Annotated in this window: 14 protein-coding genes and 2 pseudogenes; 12 read left to right on the top strand and 4 right to left on the bottom strand. The window is 69.2% G+C overall.

Going from position 1 to position 21,252, the window contains the following annotated elements; translation table 11 throughout:
* The first annotated feature begins 212 nt into the window (after positions 1-212).
* The gene (gene drmD / locus ACSYGN_RS02930) at positions 213-3,470 is read left to right on the top strand and encodes a DISARM system SNF2-like helicase DrmD (protein ID WP_460391472.1); all 3,258 of its coding nucleotides are present in this window, start codon (positions 213-215) and stop codon (positions 3,468-3,470) included.
* Entirely contained in the window at positions 3,467-7,789 is a 4,323-nt protein-coding gene (locus ACSYGN_RS02925; protein WP_460391470.1) for an Eco57I restriction-modification methylase domain-containing protein, read from the top strand. Before drmD ends, ACSYGN_RS02925 begins: the two co-directional genes overlap by 4 nt.
* Positions 7,790-7,860: 71 nt before the next feature.
* On the opposite strand, the gene ACSYGN_RS02920 is transcribed toward ACSYGN_RS02925, so the two are convergent.
* Positions 7,861-8,067, bottom strand: coding sequence for a DUF397 domain-containing protein (locus ACSYGN_RS02920; RefSeq protein ID WP_460391468.1), 207 nt, complete (start codon positions 8,065-8,067; stop codon positions 7,861-7,863).
* Positions 8,064-8,930 (bottom strand): helix-turn-helix domain-containing protein, encoded by an 867-nt coding sequence (locus ACSYGN_RS02915; RefSeq protein ID WP_460391466.1) that lies wholly within the window; start codon positions 8,928-8,930, stop codon positions 8,064-8,066. The genes ACSYGN_RS02920 and ACSYGN_RS02915 overlap by 4 nt, the downstream gene beginning before the upstream one ends.
* A gap of 166 nt (positions 8,931-9,096) precedes the next feature.
* On the opposite strand from ACSYGN_RS02915, the gene ACSYGN_RS02910 reads away from it, so the two are divergent.
* The 8 genes and pseudogenes from ACSYGN_RS02910 to ACSYGN_RS02875 all read left to right on the top strand — a co-directional run bounded on the left by ACSYGN_RS02910 (position 9,097) and on the right by ACSYGN_RS02875 (position 15,617).
* Positions 9,097-9,750, top strand: a complete 654-nt coding sequence (locus ACSYGN_RS02910) for a hypothetical protein (RefSeq protein ID WP_460391464.1) — start codon at positions 9,097-9,099, stop codon at positions 9,748-9,750.
* Positions 9,705-10,031, top strand: a complete 327-nt coding sequence (locus tag ACSYGN_RS02905; protein ID WP_460391462.1) for a hypothetical protein — start codon at positions 9,705-9,707, stop codon at positions 10,029-10,031. The genes ACSYGN_RS02910 and ACSYGN_RS02905 overlap by 46 nt, the downstream gene beginning before the upstream one ends.
* A gap of 136 nt (positions 10,032-10,167) precedes the next feature.
* Positions 10,168-10,521 (top strand): annotated as a pseudogene (locus ACSYGN_RS02900) (ATP-binding protein); the annotation flags it as partial.
* Between the two features lie 169 nt (positions 10,522-10,690).
* Positions 10,691-10,993, top strand: a complete 303-nt coding sequence (locus tag ACSYGN_RS02895) for a hypothetical protein (RefSeq protein ID WP_460391460.1) — start codon at positions 10,691-10,693, stop codon at positions 10,991-10,993.
* Positions 10,994-11,056: 63 nt separating this feature from the next.
* Positions 11,057-11,404 carry a deoxyxylulose-5-phosphate synthase gene (locus ACSYGN_RS02890; protein WP_460391458.1) on the top strand — a complete coding sequence of 116 codons (348 nt, stop codon included), beginning with the start codon at positions 11,057-11,059 and terminating at the stop codon, positions 11,402-11,404.
* A gap of 18 nt (positions 11,405-11,422) precedes the next feature.
* Positions 11,423-11,773 (top strand): ankyrin repeat domain-containing protein, encoded by a 351-nt coding sequence (locus ACSYGN_RS02885; RefSeq protein WP_460391456.1) that lies wholly within the window; start codon positions 11,423-11,425, stop codon positions 11,771-11,773.
* A gap of 232 nt (positions 11,774-12,005) precedes the next feature.
* Positions 12,006-13,835 (top strand): phosphoenolpyruvate carboxykinase (GTP), encoded by a 1,830-nt coding sequence (locus tag ACSYGN_RS02880; RefSeq protein ID WP_460391454.1) that lies wholly within the window; start codon positions 12,006-12,008, stop codon positions 13,833-13,835.
* 177 nt (positions 13,836-14,012) lie between these two features.
* On the top strand, positions 14,013-15,617 hold the full coding sequence (locus ACSYGN_RS02875) for an aspartate:alanine exchanger family transporter (protein ID WP_460403185.1): 1,605 nt from the start codon (positions 14,013-14,015) through the stop codon (positions 15,615-15,617).
* 178 nt (positions 15,618-15,795) lie between these two features.
* Here ACSYGN_RS02875 and ACSYGN_RS02870 read toward each other — a convergent pair whose 3' ends face one another.
* Positions 15,796-16,881, bottom strand: coding sequence for a DNA polymerase III subunit beta family protein (locus ACSYGN_RS02870; RefSeq protein WP_460391452.1), 1,086 nt, complete (start codon positions 16,879-16,881; stop codon positions 15,796-15,798).
* Positions 16,882-17,088: 207 nt separating this feature from the next.
* Between ACSYGN_RS02870 and ACSYGN_RS02865 the strand changes: the two are divergent.
* Positions 17,089-17,223 (top strand): annotated as a pseudogene (locus ACSYGN_RS02865) (hypothetical protein); the annotation flags it as partial.
* 164 nt (positions 17,224-17,387) lie between these two features.
* Positions 17,388-18,161: a ParA family protein gene (locus tag ACSYGN_RS02860; RefSeq protein WP_460391450.1), complete on the top strand. Its 774-nt coding sequence runs from the start codon at positions 17,388-17,390 to the stop codon at positions 18,159-18,161.
* An 18-nt stretch (positions 18,162-18,179) separates the two neighbouring features.
* On the opposite strand, the gene ACSYGN_RS02855 is transcribed toward ACSYGN_RS02860, so the two are convergent.
* Entirely contained in the window at positions 18,180-20,852 is a 2,673-nt protein-coding gene (locus ACSYGN_RS02855) for an ADP-ribosylglycohydrolase family protein (protein ID WP_460391448.1), read from the bottom strand.
* Between the last annotated feature and the right edge of the window lie 400 nt (positions 20,853-21,252).

The raw sequence follows: 21,252 nt of genomic DNA, 5'->3' as shown, positions 1-21,252 counted from the left end.
GTGACCCGAGACCCCGTGATCCGAAACCCCGTGACCCGCCCCGTAACCGGAAACCCGCACCGATGGTTTTGTAATCTCTGTTCACAGATTAAGGCTCGTGTTAGCCTGCCGTCACGTCGCTCCGGAGGCGAGACGGGAAACTGTCTCTCCGGAGGCAAGACAGGACACTGTCTACGGACGGCGCCAGAGGAACACCGAGGGGAACAGCGCCCATGACGCCAGCAGCTCAGCGCGAGACCGAGCGGACGGGGGCGCAGCCGCTCCCCGAGGAAGGGAACCTGGTCGAGGTACGCGGCCAGTCCTGGGTGGTCGCCCGCGTGGAGCCGTCCCCGGCCACCCCCGACGGCGACGACGGGGATGAGGGGGACGACCGCCGCCCCGCGACCCTGGTCCACCTCCAGTCCGTCGCCGACGGCCGCTTCGGCGACACCCTCTCCGTGATCTGGGAGGTCGAACCCGGCCGCCGCGTCCTGCCCGCCGGTTCCCTGCCCGACGCCTCCACGGGCTCCTACGACTCCCCGAACCGCCTTGCCGCCTTCCTCGACGCCGTCCGCTGGTCCGCCGTGGCCTCCGCCGACGCCCGAACGCTCCAGGCCCCGTTCCGCTCCGGCGTCGCCGTCGAGCCGTACCAGCTCGAACCGGTGTCCCGGGCGGTCGGCGCGCCCCGCGTCAACCTACTCCTCGCCGACGACGTCGGCCTCGGCAAGACCATCGAGGCCGGACTGGTCGTCCAAGAACTCATGCTGCGCGGCCGGGCCCGCCGCACCATGGTCGTCTGCCCGGCCGGCCTCACCCTCAAGTGGCGCGACGAGATGGCGGAGAAGTTCGGCCTGGAGTTCACGGTCGTCGACTCCGAGCACTGCGCCCGCCTGCGCCGCACCCACGGCACCGCCGCCAACCCGTTCCGGGTCCACCCCCTCACCATCGTCTCCCTGCCCTGGCTGCGTGGACAGAAGGCCCAGCGCCTCCTCGACGAGGTCATCGGCGCCCCCGAGGAGAGCCCCGACGGCGAGCACAAGCGCTTCTTCGACCTGCTCGTCCTCGACGAGGCGCACCACGTCGCACCCGCCGCGCCCAAGCAGGTGTACGCGGTCGACTCCCAGCAGACCAAGCTGATCCGGCGTCTCGTCCCGCACTTCGAGCACCGGCTCTTCCTCTCCGCCACCCCGCACAACGGCTACCCAGAGTCCTACACGGCCCTGCTCGAACTCATCGACGACCAGCGCTTCGCCCGCGGTGTCGACCCCGACAAGGAAGCCCTCAAGGACACCGTCGTACGCCGCCTGAAGTCGACGGTCACCAACGCCGACGGCACGCCCCGCTTCCGTACCCGCAGGACCCTCGAACTGTCCGTCGACTACACGGCGCAGGAACGCGAGATCCACCACCTCCTTGGCCGGTTCGCCGAATTGCGCCGCAGGAAGCTCACCCCGAAGGCCCGCGGTGGACGCCGCGCCGCCGACCTGGTGACCCTGCTGCTGAAGAAGCGGCTGTTCTCCTCCCCGGCCGCCTTCCTGCACACCGTCCAGGTCTACCTCTCCCACCTGGAGGACACCGGCCCCGTGCGCGGCCGTACGGCGGCGGCCGAAGTCCCGGAGTGGCTGGAGGAGTTCGCCGACCTGGTCGCCGACCTCGACGACACCGGCCTGGTCGACGCCGAGGACGACGCCCTGACCCGCTCCACCTCGCTCACCCCGGCGGAGGACGGCCAGGAACTCGACCTGCTCCAGGAGATGGAGCGCTGGGCCCTCACCCACGAGGCCGCGCCCGACTCCAAGGCGGACGCGCTCATCCGCGAACTCAAGGCCGTCTGCCGCCCCGACGGCAAGAAGTGGACCAACGAACGGATCGTGGTCTTCACCGAGTACCGCGACACCCAGGAGTGGCTCCACGACCTCCTCCAGCAGGAGGAACTCACCGACGGGGGCCGCGTCGAGCGCCTGCACGGCGGACTGCCCGCCGAGGAGCGCGAACGCATCCGCCTCGGCTTCCAGACCGAGCCGTCCCGCCCCGAGGGCAAGGTCCGCATCCTCCTGGCCACCGACGCCGCCGGCGAGGGCATCGACCTCCAGAACCACTGCCACCGCCTGATCAACTACGACATCCCCTTCAACCCCAACAAGCTCGAACAGCGCATCGGCCGCGTCGACCGCTGGGGCCAGAAGTACGACCCGGAGATCACCCACTTCATCGGCTCCGGCTGGCAGCAGGCGCAGGCCGGCTCCTACGAGGCCGACCTGGAGTTCCTCTCCCGGGTCGCCAAGAAGGTCGCGCGCATGGAGCACGACCTGGGCTCCGTCAACGCCGTCCTCGCCGACGCCGTACAGCGCCGTATGACCGGCGACACCGCACCGGTCGACATCGAGCACGCCAGGCCCAAGCCCATCAAGGGCCGCCGCACCGGCGGCGAGGTGGCGCCGGAGCAGAACGTCACCGCGCAGACCAAGCGGCTCGCCGACCAGTACGACGACACGGTGAACGCGCTCGGCCTCACCCCGGGCACCATCAAGCGCGTCGTGGACACCGCCCTCGCCCTGGACAACCAGCCGCCACTGCTGCCCTCCCCGCTCCGGGCGGAGGACTTCGAACCCGGCGACCTCCTCGACGTACAGCCCCTGTCCGGCAGTTGGGAGCGGGCCACCCGCGGACTCGCCCACAAGCTCCGCGAGGGCGAGCAGCGCCCGCTCACCTTCTCCCCGGCGGTCGCCGCGCAGGCCAAGGACGACGTCGTCCTCGCCCACCTCAAGCACCCGCTCGTCGCCCTCTCCACGCGCCTGCTGACGGCGGCCGTCTGGAACGCCGACACGATCGGCCTCCACCGCGTCACCGCGGTCGTCTCCGACGACCCGGCCGTCACCACGACCCTGGTCTCCGCGTACGCGCGCTACGTCCTGGTCGGCACCGACGGCACCCGCCTGCACGAGGAAGTCCTGTATGCGGGCGGCTGGTTCGGCGATACCGGCCGCTTCCGCCGCTGGGAGTCGGTGAACGAACAGGGCAGGGTTCTCTCCCGGGCCCTCACCGAGGGCATCGAGGCGGCCCCGCACCTGCGCAGGGAACTCACCGAGGCCTGGCCGCGACTCCGCGACTCGCTCTACCGGTCCCTGGAAGCCCGTGCAGGCGAACTCGGCCGCCAGTTGGAGAGCCGCCTCGCCGACCGCCGCGCGGAAGAGGAACGCCGCATCACGGCCACCCTCGACCGCTTCGAGGCCAGCCTGCGCGCCAAGCTCAAGGAAGAGGGCGACGGCGAGGGCGAACAGCTCGCCCTCCTCTCCGCGCACGAGCTGACCGGCCACGAGCGCCGCCAGTTCGAGGACGACCGCAAGCGCTGGGACGACCGCCTGAAGGGCCTCCCCGCCGAACGCGACCGCGAACTCGCCGCCATCGCCGCCCGCTACCGCGAGCCCCGCTCCCACCTCTTCCCCGCCGCCGTAGTCTTCGTGATCCCCGCAAAGGAAGCCCGCCGATGAGCCCCCGCCCCATGAGCTCCGGAGTCGCCGCCGCCAAGGCCCAGGCCGCCGACGGCCGCCGGCAGCACCAGGAGTGGCTCGACCTCACCGAGGTCTCCGGCCCCTTCCTGACCATGCCCGTCCTGCTGCGCGCCTGGCCCCAGCTCGACACCCTGGAGAAGGACGAACGCGCCCGCCTCCGCGCCCGCCACGCCGACTGGCAGACGGACACCACGGCGGGCCGCGACGAGTGGGTGGCGTACGTCCTGCGCCGCCTGCTGGGCTGGGACGACGCGCTGACGTTCCGCCAGGGCCAGGCGGAGCACCACGGCCTGGACCGCCTCACCCTGCGGGTGGCAGAGCACAACACCGAGGTGCGCCCTGACTTCGCGCTGACCGAACCGGGCACGGACCTCGCGGTCGAGCCGGACGCGGAGTCGGCCGCCAAGCGGGTACGCCTGCTCGGCATGACCATCCCGTCCGGTACGGCGCCCACCGCCCGCACCGGCGGTGGCGGCGACTGGTCCGCGGCCCCCGCCGACCGCCTGGCCCGCCTCCTGCGCCACCACGGCGTACCGCTCGGCCTGGTCACCGACGGCCGCTGGTGGTGCCTGGTCTGGGCCCCGCTCGGCGGCGTCACGACCACGGCCGTCTTCGACTCCATCGGCTGGAACGAGGCGGCGGAGCGCAACGTCGTCCGAGCGTTCGTGTCCCTTCTCCGTCGCCGCCGCTTCTTCGAGTACGACGATGCCGAGACGCTGGTCGGCCTGCTGAAGGCCAGCCTCGCGGCGGGCGAGGACGTCACCGAGGCGCTGGGCGTCCAGGTCCGCCAGGCGGTCGAACTCCTCGTGGACGCCATAGGGCGGGCCGACGTCCGCGCGGTCGAGCACGGGGTGCCCGGCCTGCACGCGCGGGGGGTGACCGCTGGCGAGGTGTACCGGGCCGCGGTGGCCGTCATGATGCGCGTCGTCTTCCTCCTCTTCGCGGAGGAACGGGGCCTGCTCCCGGCGGACAACGAGGTGTACGCCCGCTCGTACTCGGCCCGCTTCCTGCGTGACGAACTGAAGGCGCGGGCGGACGAGGAGGGCGAGACGTCGCTGGAGCACACGACGTCCGCGTGGCACAGGCTCATCGCCCTCTTCCACGCCGTGCACGGGGGAGTGGACCACCCCGGCTCCGGCTTCCACCTCCCGGCCTACGACGGCTCGATCTTCGACCCCGACAAGTACCCGTGGCTGGAGCGCACCACCCCGCTCCTGCCCATCGACGACCGTACGGTCCTGCACATGCTCCAGGCGGTCCAGGAGGTCCGCGTCGGCAAGGGCAAGGACCGCGAGGTCCGCACGCTCAGCTTCCGCGCGCTGGACGTCGAGCAGATCGGCTACGTCTACGAGGGCCTGCTGTCCTACGACGGCCGCCGCGCAACTGAGCACATGGTGGGCCTGATTGGCCCCGAGGGCCTGGAACACGAGGTGCCGCTACGGGAGTTGGAGTCGCTGGCGGCGAAGGCGGGCGGCTCGCTCAACAGGCTGGCGAAGTCCATCCACGAGAAGTGGAAGGACCCGAAGCCTCCGGCGACGGCGGGTCAGTTGGAGAAGAAGCTCGCCGCTACGGGGGCGGAGAACGCGGCGGAGGCACGGCGCCGCCTGAACGCGGTCACGAAGGACCCGGCCCTGACGGACCGGCTGCTGCCGTTCATCGGCATCCTCCGCGACGACCTGCGCGGCCTGCCGACGGTCATCCCCAACGGCGCGCTGTACGTCACGGAGTCCTCCCTCCGCAAGAACACGGGCACGCACTACACGCCCCGCTTCCTCGCGGAAGAGGTTGTGCTGCACGCGCTGGAGCCGCTGGTGTACGAGCCGGGTCCGCTCCAGACGGCGGACACGGGGGAGTGGCGCCTGAAGTCGGCGGACCAGATCCTCGACCTCAAGGTCGCGGACATCGCGATGGGTTCGGCGGCGTTCCTGGTGGCGGCGTGCCGCTACTTGGCTGACCGCCTGATCGAGGCGTGGGAGTCCGAGGGCCGCGCGGACGCAATGGCCTACCGGGCGGGCCGGGCCGTCGACGCGGTGACGGCGGCGGACGCAGAGCAGGACCCGGTCGTGGTCGAGGCACGGCGCCAGATCATCGAGCACTGCCTGTACGGGGTGGACATCAACCCGATGGCTGTGGAGATGGCCAAGCTGTCGCTGTGGCTGGTGTCCATGGACCCGGGGCGGCCGTTCACGTTCCTTGACGACCGGTTGGTGGCGGGCGACTCCCTGCTGGGCGTGCACAGCATGGAGCAGATCCAGTCCGTCCATATGAAGCCGGGGCAGCAGGCCGACATCCTGGCCGAGCAGGCACGGGAGTTGGTGGACCAGCTGACGCGTGAGCGGCTGGCCATCACGGCCATCAAGGGCGTGGACCTGCCGGCGCTGCAGCAGAAGCGGGAGCGGCTGGAGGAGGTCAATCGTCACTCGCGGCGGCTGCGGTTGGTGGGGGACCTCATCGCGGGGGCTGCGCTGGCTACTTGTGCTTCGGGGCGGGTGCCTTGGTACGCGGAGCAGGGTGGCGCGCGGGTCAAGGACCTGTTCCCGCAAGCAGCGTTGATCGTGCAGAGGATCATGGAAGATAGGGTTGAGGACGGCTCCGACATGGTGCGCAAAGCGCGGGCCATGGCGGAGGAATGGTTGGCCGCGGAACTGCCAGAGGTAGCGATGGACAGGCGACCAGTTCATTGGCCGTTGGAGTTTCCGGAGGTGTTTTCCCAGAGGGGCGGGTTCGATGCCATCGTGGGGAATCCGCCTTTCCTTGGGGGGCTCAAACTTAAGACCGCCTTCAGTGAGGCTTACAGGGATTACTTGGTGGATCACCTGGGGCGCGGTGTCCGTGGAATTCGGGGTACGGCAGACTTGGCCTCTTATTTCCTAATGCGAGTTAACTCCCTGCTTAACAGGCAAGGTCAAGGGGCGATTATCGCGACTAATACCTTGGCTCAAGGGGATTCGCGGGAGGTCAGTCTGGCGCAGTTGGTGGGAGATGGAGTGCAGATTAGACGCGCAGTTAAAAGCGAGGCGTGGCCGTCAAAGTCTGCAGTACTTGAATACTGTGCGGTGTGGCTCAATAGGGGGCCAGTCGTGGCTGGCGCCAAGTGCTACCTTGATGGCGTTCCGGTTCGTGGGATCACTGCCTCTTTGAATCCAGATACTCGATTCTCTGGTCCACTTGGCCGACTGGTTGCCAATAAAGCAATGGTATTCCAAGGTTCTAATGTCCTTGGTACGGGTTTCACCATGCGTCCGGAAGAGGCCCGTCAGTGGGTTCTCGCGAGTGAGAAGAACGCTGAGGTCTTGCGGCCTTACCTGAACGGGCAAGACTTGAACGGCCGCAGTGATATGTCTGCCAGTCGGGCGATCATTTCTTTTTGGGACTGGCCTCTTGAGCGTGCGATGGAATACCCTGAGCTTCTAGAGCAAGTCAAGAAAAAGGTGAAGCCTCAGCGAGATAAGGATCCCATTAAGAGTTATCGGGAGTGCTGGTGGAGATTTGCGGCTCATCGCCCGAACTTGTACGCCGCCATTAAGGGCTTGGATAAATGCATCGTATGTGCTCGGGTGAGCAAGGCTGTGATGCCCGTCATGGTTTCGACGGGGCCGATTTTCAGCGAGATGACGGTTGTCTTCGCTTCGGATGACCCGGGATTTCTGGCGTTCCTCTCGAGCTCGTTGCACTATTGGTGGGCTCTTGATAGGTCATCAACGATGAAGGGGGATCTTCGGTATACTCCCACCGATGTTTTCGAGACCCTTGTTCGCCCTCTGCTCAGCGAGCGCCTTCGAGTAGCAGGAACAAACCTCGATGCCTATCGGCGCGATCTGATGCTCGCTCGCAGTATGGGGCTCACCGCTACTTACAACTTGGTGCATAACCCCGTTTGTCAGGACGAGGACATCGTTGAACTCCGTCGTATACATCAGGAGATCGATAAAGCCACCGTCGAGGCCTACGGCTGGTATGACCTCCTGGACGACTCCGGCCGCACTCTTCCCGCCGACTCGACCCACGAGACCTTCCCACTTGACCACGGCTTCCACGAGACCGACCAAGGCATCCGTTACACCGTCGGCCTGCTCGCCCGTACCGAGATCATCGATCGCCTGCGCCAGTTGAACCACCAGGCATACGCCGACGAGGTTCACCTCGGTCTACACAAAGGGGTGACGGACAAAACGGCCAGGGAGAAGCACCCCAACCTGCCCTCGCCGTCGCCCGATGCCATTCGGAAGCGCAACGAGCAACTTGCCGCGCGAGGTGGGTTGGATGTCGGTGAGGGTGCCGAGGGCGCCCTGTTCTGAACCGGCAGCATGACAACGGGCTCGCTCCCATCGCCCAAGTGACGGCAGTGAGCCCGTTGTTCCTCTCAGCTCTAATTCAACGTGAGTGCCACGAACGCAGCCCACTCGCCCCGGTCGACCCGCAGCATCGGCCCGCCACCCACGGCCTTCGAGTCGCGTACGTACACGGCGTCCAGGTCGGCGGCCACCTCCACGCAGTCGCCGCCGTCCGATCCGCTGTAGCTGCTCTTGAACCAGTGCAGCCCGTTCACGTGCTCGGCCACCCGCTCCACGCTCATGTCTCTCCCACCATCCGCTCGATGAGTCGCGCAGACTCCTCGACGTTCAAGGCCTGCGATCGCAGCTTGCCATATCGCAAGGAGAACGCACTGACCTCGGCGGGCTCTGATACAACGCATCCGACACCCTGGGACTCGAAGTACCCCAGGTTCTTGTGCTCGTGCGTCTCCACCACCACGAACGGCCCGTTCTTACCGGGGTGGAAACCCCGCCGGGCGGGCATGACCTGGACCTCCACGTTCCTCGACGCCCCTACCTCCAGTAGCCGTTGCCACTGCTCGCGCATGACCTCCGGGCTGCCCACCGGATCGCGCAACGCCTCCTCACTGATGATGAAAGACAACTCGGCGAGCGGCACCCGCGTGAGCAGCTTCTGCCGACTCAGCCGCGCTTCCACGTGCTGGTCGACGATCTCCTCGCTGAGCGGAGGACAGTGCCCGGCGAACACAGCCCGCGCATACCCCTCCGTCTGCAACAACCCCGGCACCAACAGCGGGTCGTACGAGAACCGGCTCACCACCTCCGCCTCGATCAGGGCGAAGTTCCTGAAGAACCGCGGCAACTTGGCCCGATCCACCTCGTCCTGGAGCGCATTCAGAACCCCGCCCGCCTCCAGCACCCGGTCCGCCGCCCTCGTGAACGCGACCTTGGCCGGGCGCCGCGCCTGCTCCACCGAGGCGACCTGCTCCACCGAGTAACCGATGGCGTCCGCGAGCTGCTGCTGGCTCAACCCGGCCCGCTTCCGCAGGAACTGCAACAGCACCCCGTAAGCCACCCACACGCCCGGCACCTCGGGCCCCTCGCTCTTGGTCTTCGCCGTACGCGTGATCCGCGCGTCCCGTACGTCCCGTACCGCCTTCACCGTCCCACGTCCTTCCAGCCCGTTCCACCCCGCCCACGGCCGCGCTCGCCGCCGCTCCGATGCCCAACGCGACACGTGGGGCGAGGGACACGTACCGGACCCGTACAACGCCCGTACAGAACCCGTACACTCCGCGAGGTGACCGTTCCCGATGAGGCGTCATGCGATGAGTGACCGGGCCGCCACCGCCCTGCGGGAGGCATGGCGACTGCCCGCCGCCGATGCCTCGCGGGGATACGAGGCTCTGTGGTGGAGCGCCGGACCGGCCGGGGAACTCGCGGTCATGCTGGTCCACCGGCGGTACCTGGAACGCAGCCCCTACGTGAAGGGCTGGGTCGGGTGGTGGCCGAAGGGCCCGTTCACCGGCGAACTGGTCACCGTCACGGGGCAGGGAGAGCGGCGGACCCTCGTCGAGGACATCCGGATCCTGCCCAGCCACTTGGCCGTGCTCCCGGACTCACGGTTCCTGCTGGCGGGCAGCCGTACACGGCGGGCCGGGACCGAACGCGACTGGGAGCCCAACGCCGTGGCGTTCTCCGCCTCGGGGACTCCCGAGGGCGAGTTCTGCATAGGCGACGACATCCCCGCCCTCGTGACCGACCGCCGCGGAGGCATCTGGACGGCCTACGGGGACGAGGGCATCTACGGCGATCACCGGAGTCCGCGGCCGGCCTGGCGGGCTGGGACACCGAAGGCCGTGCGACATGGCACCCTCACGGCCGCTTGCCCGACCACCCGTTGGAGGGTTGTACGGCGGCGACCGAGGATGACCAGGTGTGGCTGGTCTGGTACTCCGGCACCGGGTCCGGCACTTTCCTGACCCGGATCACCCCGTCCACCGGCGAAGTGACCAGCCTCCGCAGCCCCGTACAAGACCCGGACGGGTTCGCAGTCCGCGGTGACCGGGCGGTGCTGACCCGCCGCCACCACAATAAACGGACCGTCGACCTCACCCGCGCCGAGCTCGACGGGACCACCTGGACGGTGACCGAGCGCCGCACACTCGACGTACCCGGCCGGGTCGTCATGCGCTGCGGCCAGGGCCGCGACGGCACCCTCTGGCTCCGCACCGGCGACACCTGGCTGCACGCCGAGGCGTGACGGCCGACCCGCGCGTAACGCTCGTACAACTGCCGTACACCCAGCCCCAAGACAAGCCGTCGCCTCCGTACAGCGAGCCCGAAGTACGGCCGTCGTACCTGGTCAGGCGGCCCTTGAACCCGCCACGCTGTCCCCTGTGACACACCCTCAGCTCACCGATGAGCCGAAGCCCCCGCACGCGCCCGCCCTCCACCTGGCCCTGCGCCTCAGCGGCACCAGACGCGGCGCCGGCCTCGCCCGACGGCTCGCCGTCCAGCAGTTCACGGAGTGGACCGGCCTCCCGCACGCCTCCGACCCCGCCCGAGCCGTCGCCCTCGTCACCGCCGAACTCGCAGCCAACGCGGTCCGCCACGGCAGCCTCCCCGGCCGGGACTTCCGCCTGACGCTGCTCCTGCTGCCCCACTGCTTCCGCGTCGAGGTGACGGACACCCGCCCCGAGCGCCTGCCGCCGCCCGTACCGCTGCCGCAGCCCACCGACGAGCCCTCGGGCCGCGGCCTGCTCCTCGTCCAGGCCTACGCCGACCGCTGGGGATACACGGTCCGCGACGCGTACACGAAGACCGTGTGGGCGGAAGTGCCGCTCCCCACCGCCACCGCCACGGGTCACCACCCGCACTCGAATGCGCGAGACGGACGCTCGCCTCTTGTGAACCAAGTAAATGGATCGCATACTGGCGCCGATCAACCGTTGCCCGCCCACCCGGCAGGCACTGCCGGAGCCGCAACGCACGCAGCTGGTCGCCGAGATGGCGACCAGCCGCCGCTGGCTGAACAGCCGAACGGACGCACCGAACCCAAAGCCGAAGCCGAAGCAGAGCCGACGCGCGGGGAAGACGGCGGACGCGAAGAAGCCGACGGCAGCAAACAAGACCGGGCAGCGGAAGAAGGCGAAGAACCCGCTGAACGGCGCACGCCCCCTGCCCGGAGTCGTAGACCCCAGAACAACGAAGAGGCTCAAGTGAGCGGTGCCCCCATGCGCCGAAATCCCGTAGAGCGTCATCAGCGCGAGCCTCTACCCTTCTCGCATGCCGCCCGCGAAGACCTCGTACGTCTGCCTGCCCTGCCGGGCCTCGTACAAGCAGCCCTACGACTCCTACGGCCCCAACGACAGGGCCAGGCAACGGATCTGCCCCCGCTGCGCGCAGCCGCTGATCCACGTGGGCTCCGCCTTCGCCGCACCCCGCCGCCGGGACACCTCGGCCTGGCGAACGCTGTCGGTGCTACTGAACGCGGGCATCCGCTTCCACAAGAGCTGCTGCGGCGGCCCCGGTTACCGCCCCCGCACCCTGAGCGAGGTCCGCGAACGGATGACGTACGCCCGGCGCACCGGCGAGCCCTTCGCGAGGGCACTCGTACGTCACGAGCTGCCCTGAAACGCTTCCGAGGTGCCCATGTTCTGGTCAGCCGGCCATGAAGCGGTCGAACAGGAAGACCTGGCGAAGCTTCGCAGCCTTCTCGACGACGGCTACGACGTCGAGGACGACAACGGCGACGGCTGGACCCTCCTGCGACACGCCATCGATGTCGAGATCGACGGCCACATACAAAGCGGCCGACCTCTGCACGTCGACGTGACCGCGTTCCTCCTGGCCCGCGGCGCGGATCCACTCCGCCGCACCAACGGCATCCTCCCGGCGGACGAGGCAGACGCCGACGGACACTGGCTGGCCGCTGAACTGATCCGCGCCTGGACCACACGACCAGCCGCACGTCACGGCGACCCGGAGGGGAACCCCGGATGAGCCTCAAGGGCAAGATGTAACCGGCACGCACCTGCTGACCGGCACTGCACCGGCAGGCCGACCGGCCTGCCCATGGGGCCGATGGGGTGCGTTCTGCGTGCAGGGGAATGGGGTCGTCGGGCCGGAGCAGGTGGTTCTTTCGGCCCTCATATCCGGAGCACCCGCGTTGGTGGAATCAATCCTGCCGTGTCCGTCCACACCGACTCAACGATGAGGCGAAGGGTGAAGGCCGATGGACGATCGTCAGCACACGAGTGATTCTGGTCTTGCCGACTGGGTAGCCGAAGTGGCTGCCCTGACCCATCCCGATGACATCGTCTGGTGTGATGGATCACCGGACGAATGGGACCGGCTGACCAGCGAACTGGTGGACGCGGGGACGTTCACACGGCTCAATCCCGAGCTGCGTCCGAACAGCTTCCTTGCCCGCTCGCACCCGTCCGACGTCGCCCGCGTGGAAGACCGGACCTACATCTGTTCCGCCCTGCCGGAGGACGCCGGACCGACCAACAACTGGGCCGATCCGGACGAGATGCGCCAGACCCTGCGCGAGCACTTCGCCGGTGCGATGCAGGGCCGGACGATGTACGTCGTCCCGTTCTGCATGGGCCCGCTGGACTCGCCGATCTCGCAGCTGGGCGTGCAGATCACCGACTCGGCATACGTCGTGGTCTCGATGCGGATCATGACCCGGATGGGCAAGCAGGCGCTGGACCTCATCGAGGAGAGCGACGGCTTCGTCAAGGCCCTGCACAGCGTGGGTGCCCCGCTGGCACCGGGTGCCGAGGACGTGGCGTGGCCGTGCAGCGAGACCAAGTACATCACCCACTTCCCCGAGACCCGCGAGATCATCTCCTTCGGCTCCGGGTACGGCGGCAACGCGCTGCTGGGCAAGAAGTGCTACGCGCTGCGCATCGCCTCCACGATGGCACGGGAGGAGGGCTGGTTCGCCGAGCACATGCTCATCTCCAAGGTGACCGACCCGTCCGGTGAGGTGCGCCACGTCACGGCCGCGTTCCCGTCCGCCTGCGGCAAGACGAACCTGGCCATGCTGGTGCCGACGCTGCCCGGGTGGAAGGTCGAGACGCTCGGCGACGACATCGCGTGGATGCGCTTCGACGACAACGGCGACCTGCGCGCCATCAACCCCGAGAACGGGTTCTTCGGGGTGGCCCCGGGCACCGGCCCGGACACCAACCCCAACGCGCTGGCCAGCCTGTCCGGCAACTGCATCTTCACCAATGTCGCGCTCACCGACGACGGTGACGTGTGGTGGGAGGGCCTGAGCAAGGAGCCGCCCGCGCACGCGATCGACTGGCGCGGAAACGACTGGACGCCGGGCAACGGCACCCTCTCGTCCCACCCCAACGCCCGCTTCACCGTGCCGGCCGCCCAGTGCCCGTGCATCGCGGACAACTGGCAGGACCCGCAGGGTGTGAAGGTCGACGCGATCCTGTTCGGCGGCCGGCGGGGCTCTGTGGTGCCGCTGGTCACCGAGGCGAGGGACTGGACGCACGGCGTCTTCATGGGATCGACCGTGTCGTCCGAGACCACCGCCGCCGCCACCGGCGCGGTCGGCCGGCTGCGCCGGGACCCGTTCGCCCTGCTGCCGTTCTGCGGCTACAACATGGCCGACTACTGGGCCCACTGGCTGCGCATGGGCGAGCGGCCCGGGGCGAAGCTGCCGAAGGTGTTCTACGTCAACTGGTTCCGCAAGTCCGCCGACGGGCGCTGGCTGTGGCCAGGGTTCGGTGACAACAGCCGCGTGCTGGCGTGGGTGTTCGGCCGTACCGCCGACGCACCGAAGCCCACCGGCGCGGTCGACTCCCCGATCGGGCTGCTGCCCGCACCGGACGCCCTCGACCTGACCGGCCTGTCGATGTCCGACGAGGACCTGGCCGAGCTGCTGAAGGTCGATGTCGAGCAGTGGCTGGGCGAGGCGGACTCCATCGCCGAGCACTTCGCGGGCTTCGACCGGCTCCCGCCGCAGCTGGACAAGCATCTGCGGCAGTTGCGCGAGAACCTGGCCGCCGCGGCCGACGAGAAGCAGGCCGGCGCTTGACCGGCAGAGTGCCGGCGCTCGACCGGCCGGGCGCCGGCACTCCATCAGCCAAGTAAAGAAGACCGGGTAGAGAAGATCCGGGCGAAGAAGACCGGGTAGGAAAGATCCGGGCACAGAAGACCCGGGCGCAGAAGACCGGGCACAGAGGACCCGGGCAGAGAAGACCGGGTGAGAACAATGGTGCTCGACACCCTGGCGGAGAATCCGCTGCTGGTGCTGTTTGCGGTGATCGCATGCGGCTACCTGTTCGGCCGGATCAAAATCGCGGGATTCAGGCTCGGCGTGTCCGGCGTGCTGTTCGCCGGTATCGCCGCCGGGGCGCTGGACGCCCGGCTGAGCCTGCCGGATATCGTCTATCTACTGGGCCTGGCCCTGTTCGTCTACACCATCGGGCTGTCCACCGGGCCGGTGTTCATGTCCTCGATGCGCCGCGTCGGCCTGCGGTGGAACCTGCTGGCCGTGGGCACCATCGCGGTGGTGGCCGTGGCGACGGTCGGCGTCGCCTGGATGCTGGACCTCGGCGGGCCGAAGGGCGCCGGGTACTTCACCGGCGTACTCACCAACACCCCGGCGCTCGCCGCCGTGGTGCAGAAGCTCAACGGTCAGGAAGCGGACCTCCCGGTCGTCGCGTACTCGCTCGCCTACCCGGTGAGCGTGATCTCCGGCATGATCGCCATCAATGTGCTGCAACGCTGGTGGCACATCGACTACGTGGCCGACGCGGCCCTCGCTGGCCCTGCCGACGAGCAGATCCTCAACGCCACGGCGCGCGTGCAGCGGGCCCTGAGCGTGACCGACGTGATCCAGGCGTCCGGCAGTCAGGCCATCATCGGGCGGGTGCGCCACAACGAGGAGGTCGCGGTGGCCGAGCCCGGCCGGCGGCTGGAACCCGGCGACCTGGTGACGATCGTGGGGACGGCGAAGGGGGTGGCCGACGCCACACGCCTGGTCGGCGAGGTCAGCACGCGGTCTCTCGACGCGGACCGCTCCCACCTGGACCGGCGCCGGATCTTCATGTCCAATCCGAAGCTGGTCGGGCAGCGCATCGACGAACTCGACCTGACCGAGCGGTTCGGCGCGGTGATCACCCGGGTGCGCCGTGACGACACCGACATGCTGGCCGAGGGCCACACGGTCCTGGAGTTGGGCGACCGCATCCGGGTGCTCGCTCCGCCCGAGCACATGAAGGAGGTCAGCCGGTACTTCGGCGACTCCTACCGCGAGATGGGCGAGATCAACATCGCGTCCCTGGCGCTCGGCCTGGGGCTCGGGCTGCTGCTCGGGGCGCTGAAGATCCCGCTGCCGGGCGGCGGTCACTTCAGCATCGGCTTGGCGGGCGGCCCCCTGGTGGTCGGGCTGCTGCTGGGCGCGCGCCGGCGCACCGGACCACTGGTGTGGCAGCTGCCCAGGCCGGTGAACTCCACGCTGCGCGAGATCGGTCTGGTTCTCTTCCTGGCGGGCATCGGCACCCGGGCCGGCCACTCGTTCGCCTCGACGATCACCACCGGCGGCGGCTGGCTGATCCTCGGCACCGCCCTGGTGCTGTGCCTGATCACGGCGTTCGGCGTGATCATCGTGGGCCACAAGGTGATGGGGCTGCCGATGGGCGTCACCACCGGGGTGTTCGCCGGACTGTCCACCCAGCCGGCGATCCTGGTCTTCGCCCGGGAGCAGTCGGGCAACTCCCTGCCCGAGCTGGGCTACACGACGGTCTACCCGGCCGCCATGCTCATGAAGATCCTGGTGGCTCAGCTGCTGCTGACCGTCCTCGCCGCGGTCTGAGCGGCACAGCGACTCAGCGACTGCGACTCCGCGACACGAAGGGTCCACCGGAAATCCCGGTGGACCCTTCGTGATCTCCTCGAAGGCCGGTCGCGCAGGCGGCCCACCGCATCAGCACCCCCGCCGCCTCCACCTGCCATTGCTGGTCAACGAAGCCCTTCGTTTGCTGACGAGAGTCTCAGTCGTCCAGACGGACCGGCATCAGGAGGGAGAAGGCGCCCTCGTCGTCGGGCCGGCGGATCGTGATCGGTGCCGTAGAAGTGCCCAGCTCCAGGACCAGCTCGTCCCGGGCCCCGGCGGCGAGGGCCTGAAGCAGGAACTCGCGGTTGACGGCCACGTTGCTCTGGCCGTCGTCACCGTCGTCGCACACGATCACGGACCCGTTCTCCGTCGCCCTGAGCACACTCAGGTCGTGAAGCTCACCGTCCTGCTCACGCGTCTCGCTCGCGCGCACCGGACCGGTCTCCAACGCCTTCCGGAAGATCGCCGTATCGACGCGGGCCCGCTGACCGCCCGGGAGTTGGACGAGACGACGGTAGTCGGGGAACTCGCTGCCGAGACTCCGGCCAGACGTCTGCCGGTCCCCGCTCTCCAGCGTGACGCGGTCACCGTCCACCACGAGCTGAACGGACTGCTCGCCGGTCAGCAGCGCCCGCATCGCGTCGGCGAGCGGAAGGGGCACCACGACCTGCGTGTGCGGCCCCTCGTGCCCGGCCGTGTGCGCTCGCGCCACCGCCATCCGGTAGCGGTCGGTGGCCACGAGACGGAGTGCGTCCCCCTCGTAGTCGAAGAGAATCCCGCTGAGCATCGGCAGCTCCGCGTCGGTCCCGGCGGCGAAACGGACCGCGTCCAGCGCGGCGGCCAGCTCCGGGGAAGGGACGGACAACCGGACGGTCGTGGTGTGGAACGAGGTCATGGGGCGTGTCTCCCTGCGGTCGAGTAGGGCTCGGAATGCGGAGAACTCGCTGCGGGCCTCGGACAGCCCCAGTTCGAGACGGCGCAGGTGCGCTTCGAGAAGCCCCCGCACCAGGTCCGCGTCCGCCCCGGCCCAGCCGGCCAGGACGAGCCGGATGTCGGCCAGGGGCATGCCCGCCCGGCGCAGCCGGGCCAGCAGCCGGGCTTCCTCCAACTGCTGAGGCCCGTACCAGCGGTACCCGCTGACCGGGTCCACCCACGCGGGCACCAGCACACCGGCACGGTCGTAGAACCGGAGCGCACTCACGCTCAGCCCACAGTCCCGGGCCATCTCCCCGATGCTGCGCATCTCGTTCTCCACACCCGGAACCCTGAGCCCTCGACAAGGTCGAGGGTCAACCCCGGCCGACGCCTGTAGCCTGCCATCCGGACCTGACGGTCGGCCCGCGTGGTGCCCCGACCGATCACCGGCCAGCCGGAGCAGCCGCTTGCTCAGGTATAACGGCACCCTACGCAGTGTGAACGTACGCGACGCGGATACGGCCGACCTCTTGTCATGAACCATCGTCCTGCGGAGGACCTTGTGAACGGGACGTCGATCGCGCTGTTCAACAGTCAGGGCAGGTCGAGAAAGACAACCCTGACCTACCACCTGGCCCACATGTTCCGCTGGCTCGGGCCGACGGTTCTCGCGGTCGACCTCGACCCTCAAGCGAACCTCACGTCGATGTGCCTGGACGAGACCGAGATCGAGGAACTCTGGGAGAACGAGTCCGAGTTGATTGCTCAGGGGCGGCATCCTCGGCTCTGCCCGGCACCGGCCGCGTACGCAAGGGGCAGACCATCGCCGACGCGGTGCGCCCCATCCTGGAAGGCACGGGAGACGTCGCTCCCATCGAACCCGCCGAGCTCCAGCCTGATCTATGGCTGCTGGCCGGGAGCCTCGATCTCAGCCGCTTCGAGGACAAACTCTCCAGCGAGTGGTTCAAGACCTTTGCCGGCGACATCGCGGCGATCCGCACCACCACGGCCTTCCACCGCGTCGTGGAGCAGGCGGCGGACAGGATCGGCGCGGACATCGTCCTGATCGACGTCGGCCCCAACCTCGGCGCGATCAACCGGGCGGCGCTCATCGCGGCCGACAGCGTGCTCATGCTGCTCGCGGCCGACCTCTTCTCCCTCAAGGGGCTCAGCAACCTCGGCCCTACGCTGCGTGACTGGCGCCGGGACTGGCAGCAACTCGTCCTGCCCCGCGTTCCGGTGGGATTCTCCGCGCCACGCGCGGAGATGCGTCCTCTCGGCTATGTGATCATGCAGCCGGAGATGCGTCTCGACAGACCGGTGAAGGCCTACGAACGGTGGCTGCAACGCATCCCCTGGGTCTACTCGGCGGCCGTGCTGGGCGAGGGGGCGCCGGTCACCGCTGTCGACCGGCACCGCATCGCGACCCTCCGCAACTACCGCAGCCTGATGCCGCTCGCGCACGACGCCAGGAAGCCCATGTTCGACTTGAAGACTGCCGACGGTGCGCTGGGCAGCACGCAGAAGTACGTGCAGACCTGCTACCGAGAATTCCGCGGCCTGGCCGAAGTCGTCCTGGCGCGCGTACGGCAACTCGGCGCCGAGTGACAGCGTGAGGACGTTCGGTCACCCCGGGTACCGGTCCCACCAGTGCTCGTCCCAGCCCGCGGTGTACTCGGTCCCACTGGGGCGGTCGGTGATCTGGGCGATGAGGTCGTGGGCCAAGGTGCCGAGGACCCAGGCCAGTTCGTGCCGACTCACCAGATCGACGGGCAGCGCCTCCGCGCCGTGCGCGGCTCCGAGGAACGCCCCGGTCACACAGGCCACCGAGTCGGCGTCCGGCGCCCCGGCGGCGAAGCGCAGCGCGGCGCCTACCTGATCCCGCTCCGGGAAGGACGCGGCGACATACACTCCGCCCAGCAGTGCCGAGGGGGCGGTGGCGTCCGGCGCGAGGCGGGCAAGGTATTTCGCGTCGGCGGGATGAGTGTCGGCCCGCTCGAGCGCCCGGGTCAGCCGGCCCAGTTCATCACTGGTCGTGTCGTCGCGAAGGGAGCGGATGCCCTCCTTCAGGACCTGCCGCACCTGAGGCTGAGTACCGCTGGTCAGGCAACGAGCGGCCAGCACGGCCGCATGGGCGGCGGCGGACTGAGCGGCGGGGTCGCCGTGGGTGAGGGCGGCCATTGCGCGAGCCTCCTGAACCCAGTAGTGCGAGTTGTGCCCGGCGACGGCCACAGCGACGGGAAGGGTACGGGTCAGGGCATGGCAGCCACGGCTGGCCGTGGGCTTCCCCACGCTGCCCGACTTGCTCGCGGTCAGGGCGGTGACGGTCGCGGGCGCCGAACCCCGCCGCTGCGCAAGCACCGGCACCTGGGCGAGCCAGCCGTCCGGCCACGCCCCTCTGTTCCCGGACTCGGGGCGATCCGGCAGCTCTATTCCCTGCAGAGCGGCCCACCGGCGGTAGGCGTGCCACATCATTCCCGAGGGTGAACAGATGCCCCTGTGGTCACCCCTCACAAACGCACGGATGGTCCCCTCGGCCGTGAAGCAGGCCAACTGGGTGCTCACCCCAGCCCGCAACGAGACCTCGGCCGGCAACGTGCCCCGGGCCGCGCCCAAGGTGTCCCCCACGGCCAAGCCCAGCAACAGTCCCCGGACCCGCGAAGCCGCCCACTTCTCCCTCAGGAGCTCGGTCCGCTTCTCCGACTCCGGGCGAGCGCCCAGCAGGACCTCCCGCTTCCCCTCTTCCTCTTCGGACGTGCTGAGCAGCGAAGCCTGGCTGTTGACCGCCGGACCGGCCAACGCGTGCACGGCATCCTGCAGTTCGGCGTGCGCCGACAAGTGACAGCCGTGTGGCAGCACCTTGCGCAGGTCGGACAGAGCGGTCTCGGGGTCGGTGCCGGTGGCCAGGTTGCTGTAGACGGCAGCGACGGCCGGGGTGCGGCTCTGGCCCGCGGCGCAGTGGAGCAGGACCCGCTTGCCCGCCTGACGCAGCCGCAGCACCGCACGGGCGGCCTGGTCGACGACGTAGTGGAGGTTGGCGTTGTTCCCGTCGCTGTCCACCAGCCAGACGCGCACGTGCTCCACATCGGTCCCGGGCAGCACCGGCTCCGTGCCCATGCGGCACAGCGACACCACGGCATCGACGTCGACCGGATCGGTTCCCTGGAGCAAGGCGAGGTTGCCCAGCACGACTCCAGGGTCGTGCGGATGAGGGACGGCGAAGCCGCGGAGTACATCCGCCGGGGCGGGCACGCGGGCCGCCGATGGCCAGCCGTCGCCGTCGTCCTGTCCGCCCCGGGCAGTGCGCACGGCCGACCGGACCAGGTCGACACCGGTGAGACCGGGCCAGCCGTGCACAGCCTGCTGCCAATGGAGCGGGATGCCGGAGCAGCCCCAGCGCGCGCCGAGCAGAGCGCCGGCGATCGCGGCGACCGTGTCGGTGTCGTTCCCTGCGCGGACAGCGGCCTCCAGGGCCAGCTGCAGGTGCTGGGCAGGGAAGCTGTTCTCGGCGGGGACCAACTCGGGAACGGGAGTACATGTGATTGCCGACCAGGCGGCCTGGAGCGCGGCGACGACCCAGCCGTTGGGGGAGAAATGGTGCGGTGGCTGAGCCTCCGCCTCGTCCAGCCGCTCCCGCCAGACGGCTCGGCGCTCCGGAGGAAGGAGGTCCAGGCCGGCGCGTACGCCGTCGAAGGTCCCCTCCAGTACGGCGGTTCGGATGCCGGAGCACCAGAGCACGCAGGCATCGGCGCAGTCGGGGTCGGGGTGGGTGAGTGCGCTGACCGCGACGGCCGCCTCGGCCATGGCGGCCGCATCCCCGAGATGGGCGAGGGCGACGATCCCGGTCCGCATCAGCGAGCCGTTGCCGGCGCTCTGGAGGTGGCAGGCGGCGTAGTCGCGGGCGGCCCCCAGCATCGACGCGCCCGCGGCTCCGGACGCGCGGCTCGCGGCGTACAGGACAGCTCTGGTCTGGCCGCCGATATCGCTGGCACCCTCGCTCCGCCAGCGCTGGAAGTTGGCCGCGACAGTGTCGAGAGCCTCGGGTTCGCGCAGGTCGGCTCCGGTCGCCGCGACCTCGGCGATGCAGACCTGCATCTGGGTGTCGTCGGAGTACTCACCGGGCTTGTACGGGCCCAGGCCCCCGCCGATCATCCGCGGCTGCTGGTCGTTTCGCAGCGTCGCCTCGAACTCGTACGGCACACCCAACGCGTCTCCCACCGCGGCACCGAGCAGCACACCTGCGGCCCGGTCGGTTCCGCGTGCGTCCAGGCGGGGGTTTGGTGTGAACGGGCTGGCCATGGGCACTCCGTATGCTCGGCGGCGCGCGGCGGTCGGGCCGGGCCGACGGTGGTGGTGATGCGAGATCCCGTACGAGGACGACCAAGACGCAGCGATACCGCGTCAGTTCCCGCGGACGGCGATCGAGATCATCGACGTCCCGCCAGCTTGGCACGGCATTCCTATTATCGTCAACCAGACGATAGCGGTCCGGCGGGAATTGACGTGAAAGACGACGGGGGCTCAGGGACCATCGTGGCGTGCCGTCCGAACTGAATCACCTCGCTCTCCGTGTCGTCACACCGGAGCCGGCTCAACGCGGAAGCACAGTCGAGGTCCGGCCGGTCATCGACGATCAAGACATCCTGGCCACCGCCTTCGAAGAGGGCCCGGCGGAAGACCCTCGACATCTCCTTGTGCC

The sequence above is a fragment of the Streptomyces sp. YIM S03343 genome (assembly GCF_054729195.1).
The sequence above is the reverse complement of the archived record's forward strand: the minus strand, read 5'-3'. Positions and strand labels throughout refer to the sequence as shown.

What these genes read in the sequence shown, in the direction of transcription:
- ACSYGN_RS02885 (WP_460391456.1), top strand. Translation starts at nt 11,423, where the DNA reads ATGTTCTGGTCAGCCGGCCATGAAGCGGTCGAACAGGAAGACCTGGCG.
- ACSYGN_RS02870 (WP_460391452.1), bottom strand. Translation starts at nt 16,881, where the DNA reads ATGCGCAGCATCGGGGAGATGGCCCGGGACTGTGGGCTGAGCGTGAGT.
- ACSYGN_RS02895 (WP_460391460.1), top strand. Translation starts at nt 10,691, where the DNA reads ATGGATCGCATACTGGCGCCGATCAACCGTTGCCCGCCCACCCGGCAG.
- ACSYGN_RS02875 (WP_460403185.1), top strand. Translation starts at nt 14,013, where the DNA reads ATGGTGCTCGACACCCTGGCGGAGAATCCGCTGCTGGTGCTGTTTGCG.
- drmD (WP_460391472.1), top strand. Translation starts at nt 213, where the DNA reads ATGACGCCAGCAGCTCAGCGCGAGACCGAGCGGACGGGGGCGCAGCCG.
- ACSYGN_RS02910 (WP_460391464.1), top strand. Translation starts at nt 9,097, where the DNA reads ATGAGTGACCGGGCCGCCACCGCCCTGCGGGAGGCATGGCGACTGCCC.
- ACSYGN_RS02925 (WP_460391470.1), top strand. Translation starts at nt 3,467, where the DNA reads ATGAGCCCCCGCCCCATGAGCTCCGGAGTCGCCGCCGCCAAGGCCCAG.
- ACSYGN_RS02920 (WP_460391468.1), bottom strand. Translation starts at nt 8,067, where the DNA reads ATGAGCGTGGAGCGGGTGGCCGAGCACGTGAACGGGCTGCACTGGTTC.
- ACSYGN_RS02855 (WP_460391448.1), bottom strand. Translation starts at nt 20,852, where the DNA reads ATGGCCAGCCCGTTCACACCAAACCCCCGCCTGGACGCACGCGGAACC.
- ACSYGN_RS02890 (WP_460391458.1), top strand. Translation starts at nt 11,057, where the DNA reads ATGCCGCCCGCGAAGACCTCGTACGTCTGCCTGCCCTGCCGGGCCTCG.
- ACSYGN_RS02880 (WP_460391454.1), top strand. Translation starts at nt 12,006, where the DNA reads ATGGACGATCGTCAGCACACGAGTGATTCTGGTCTTGCCGACTGGGTA.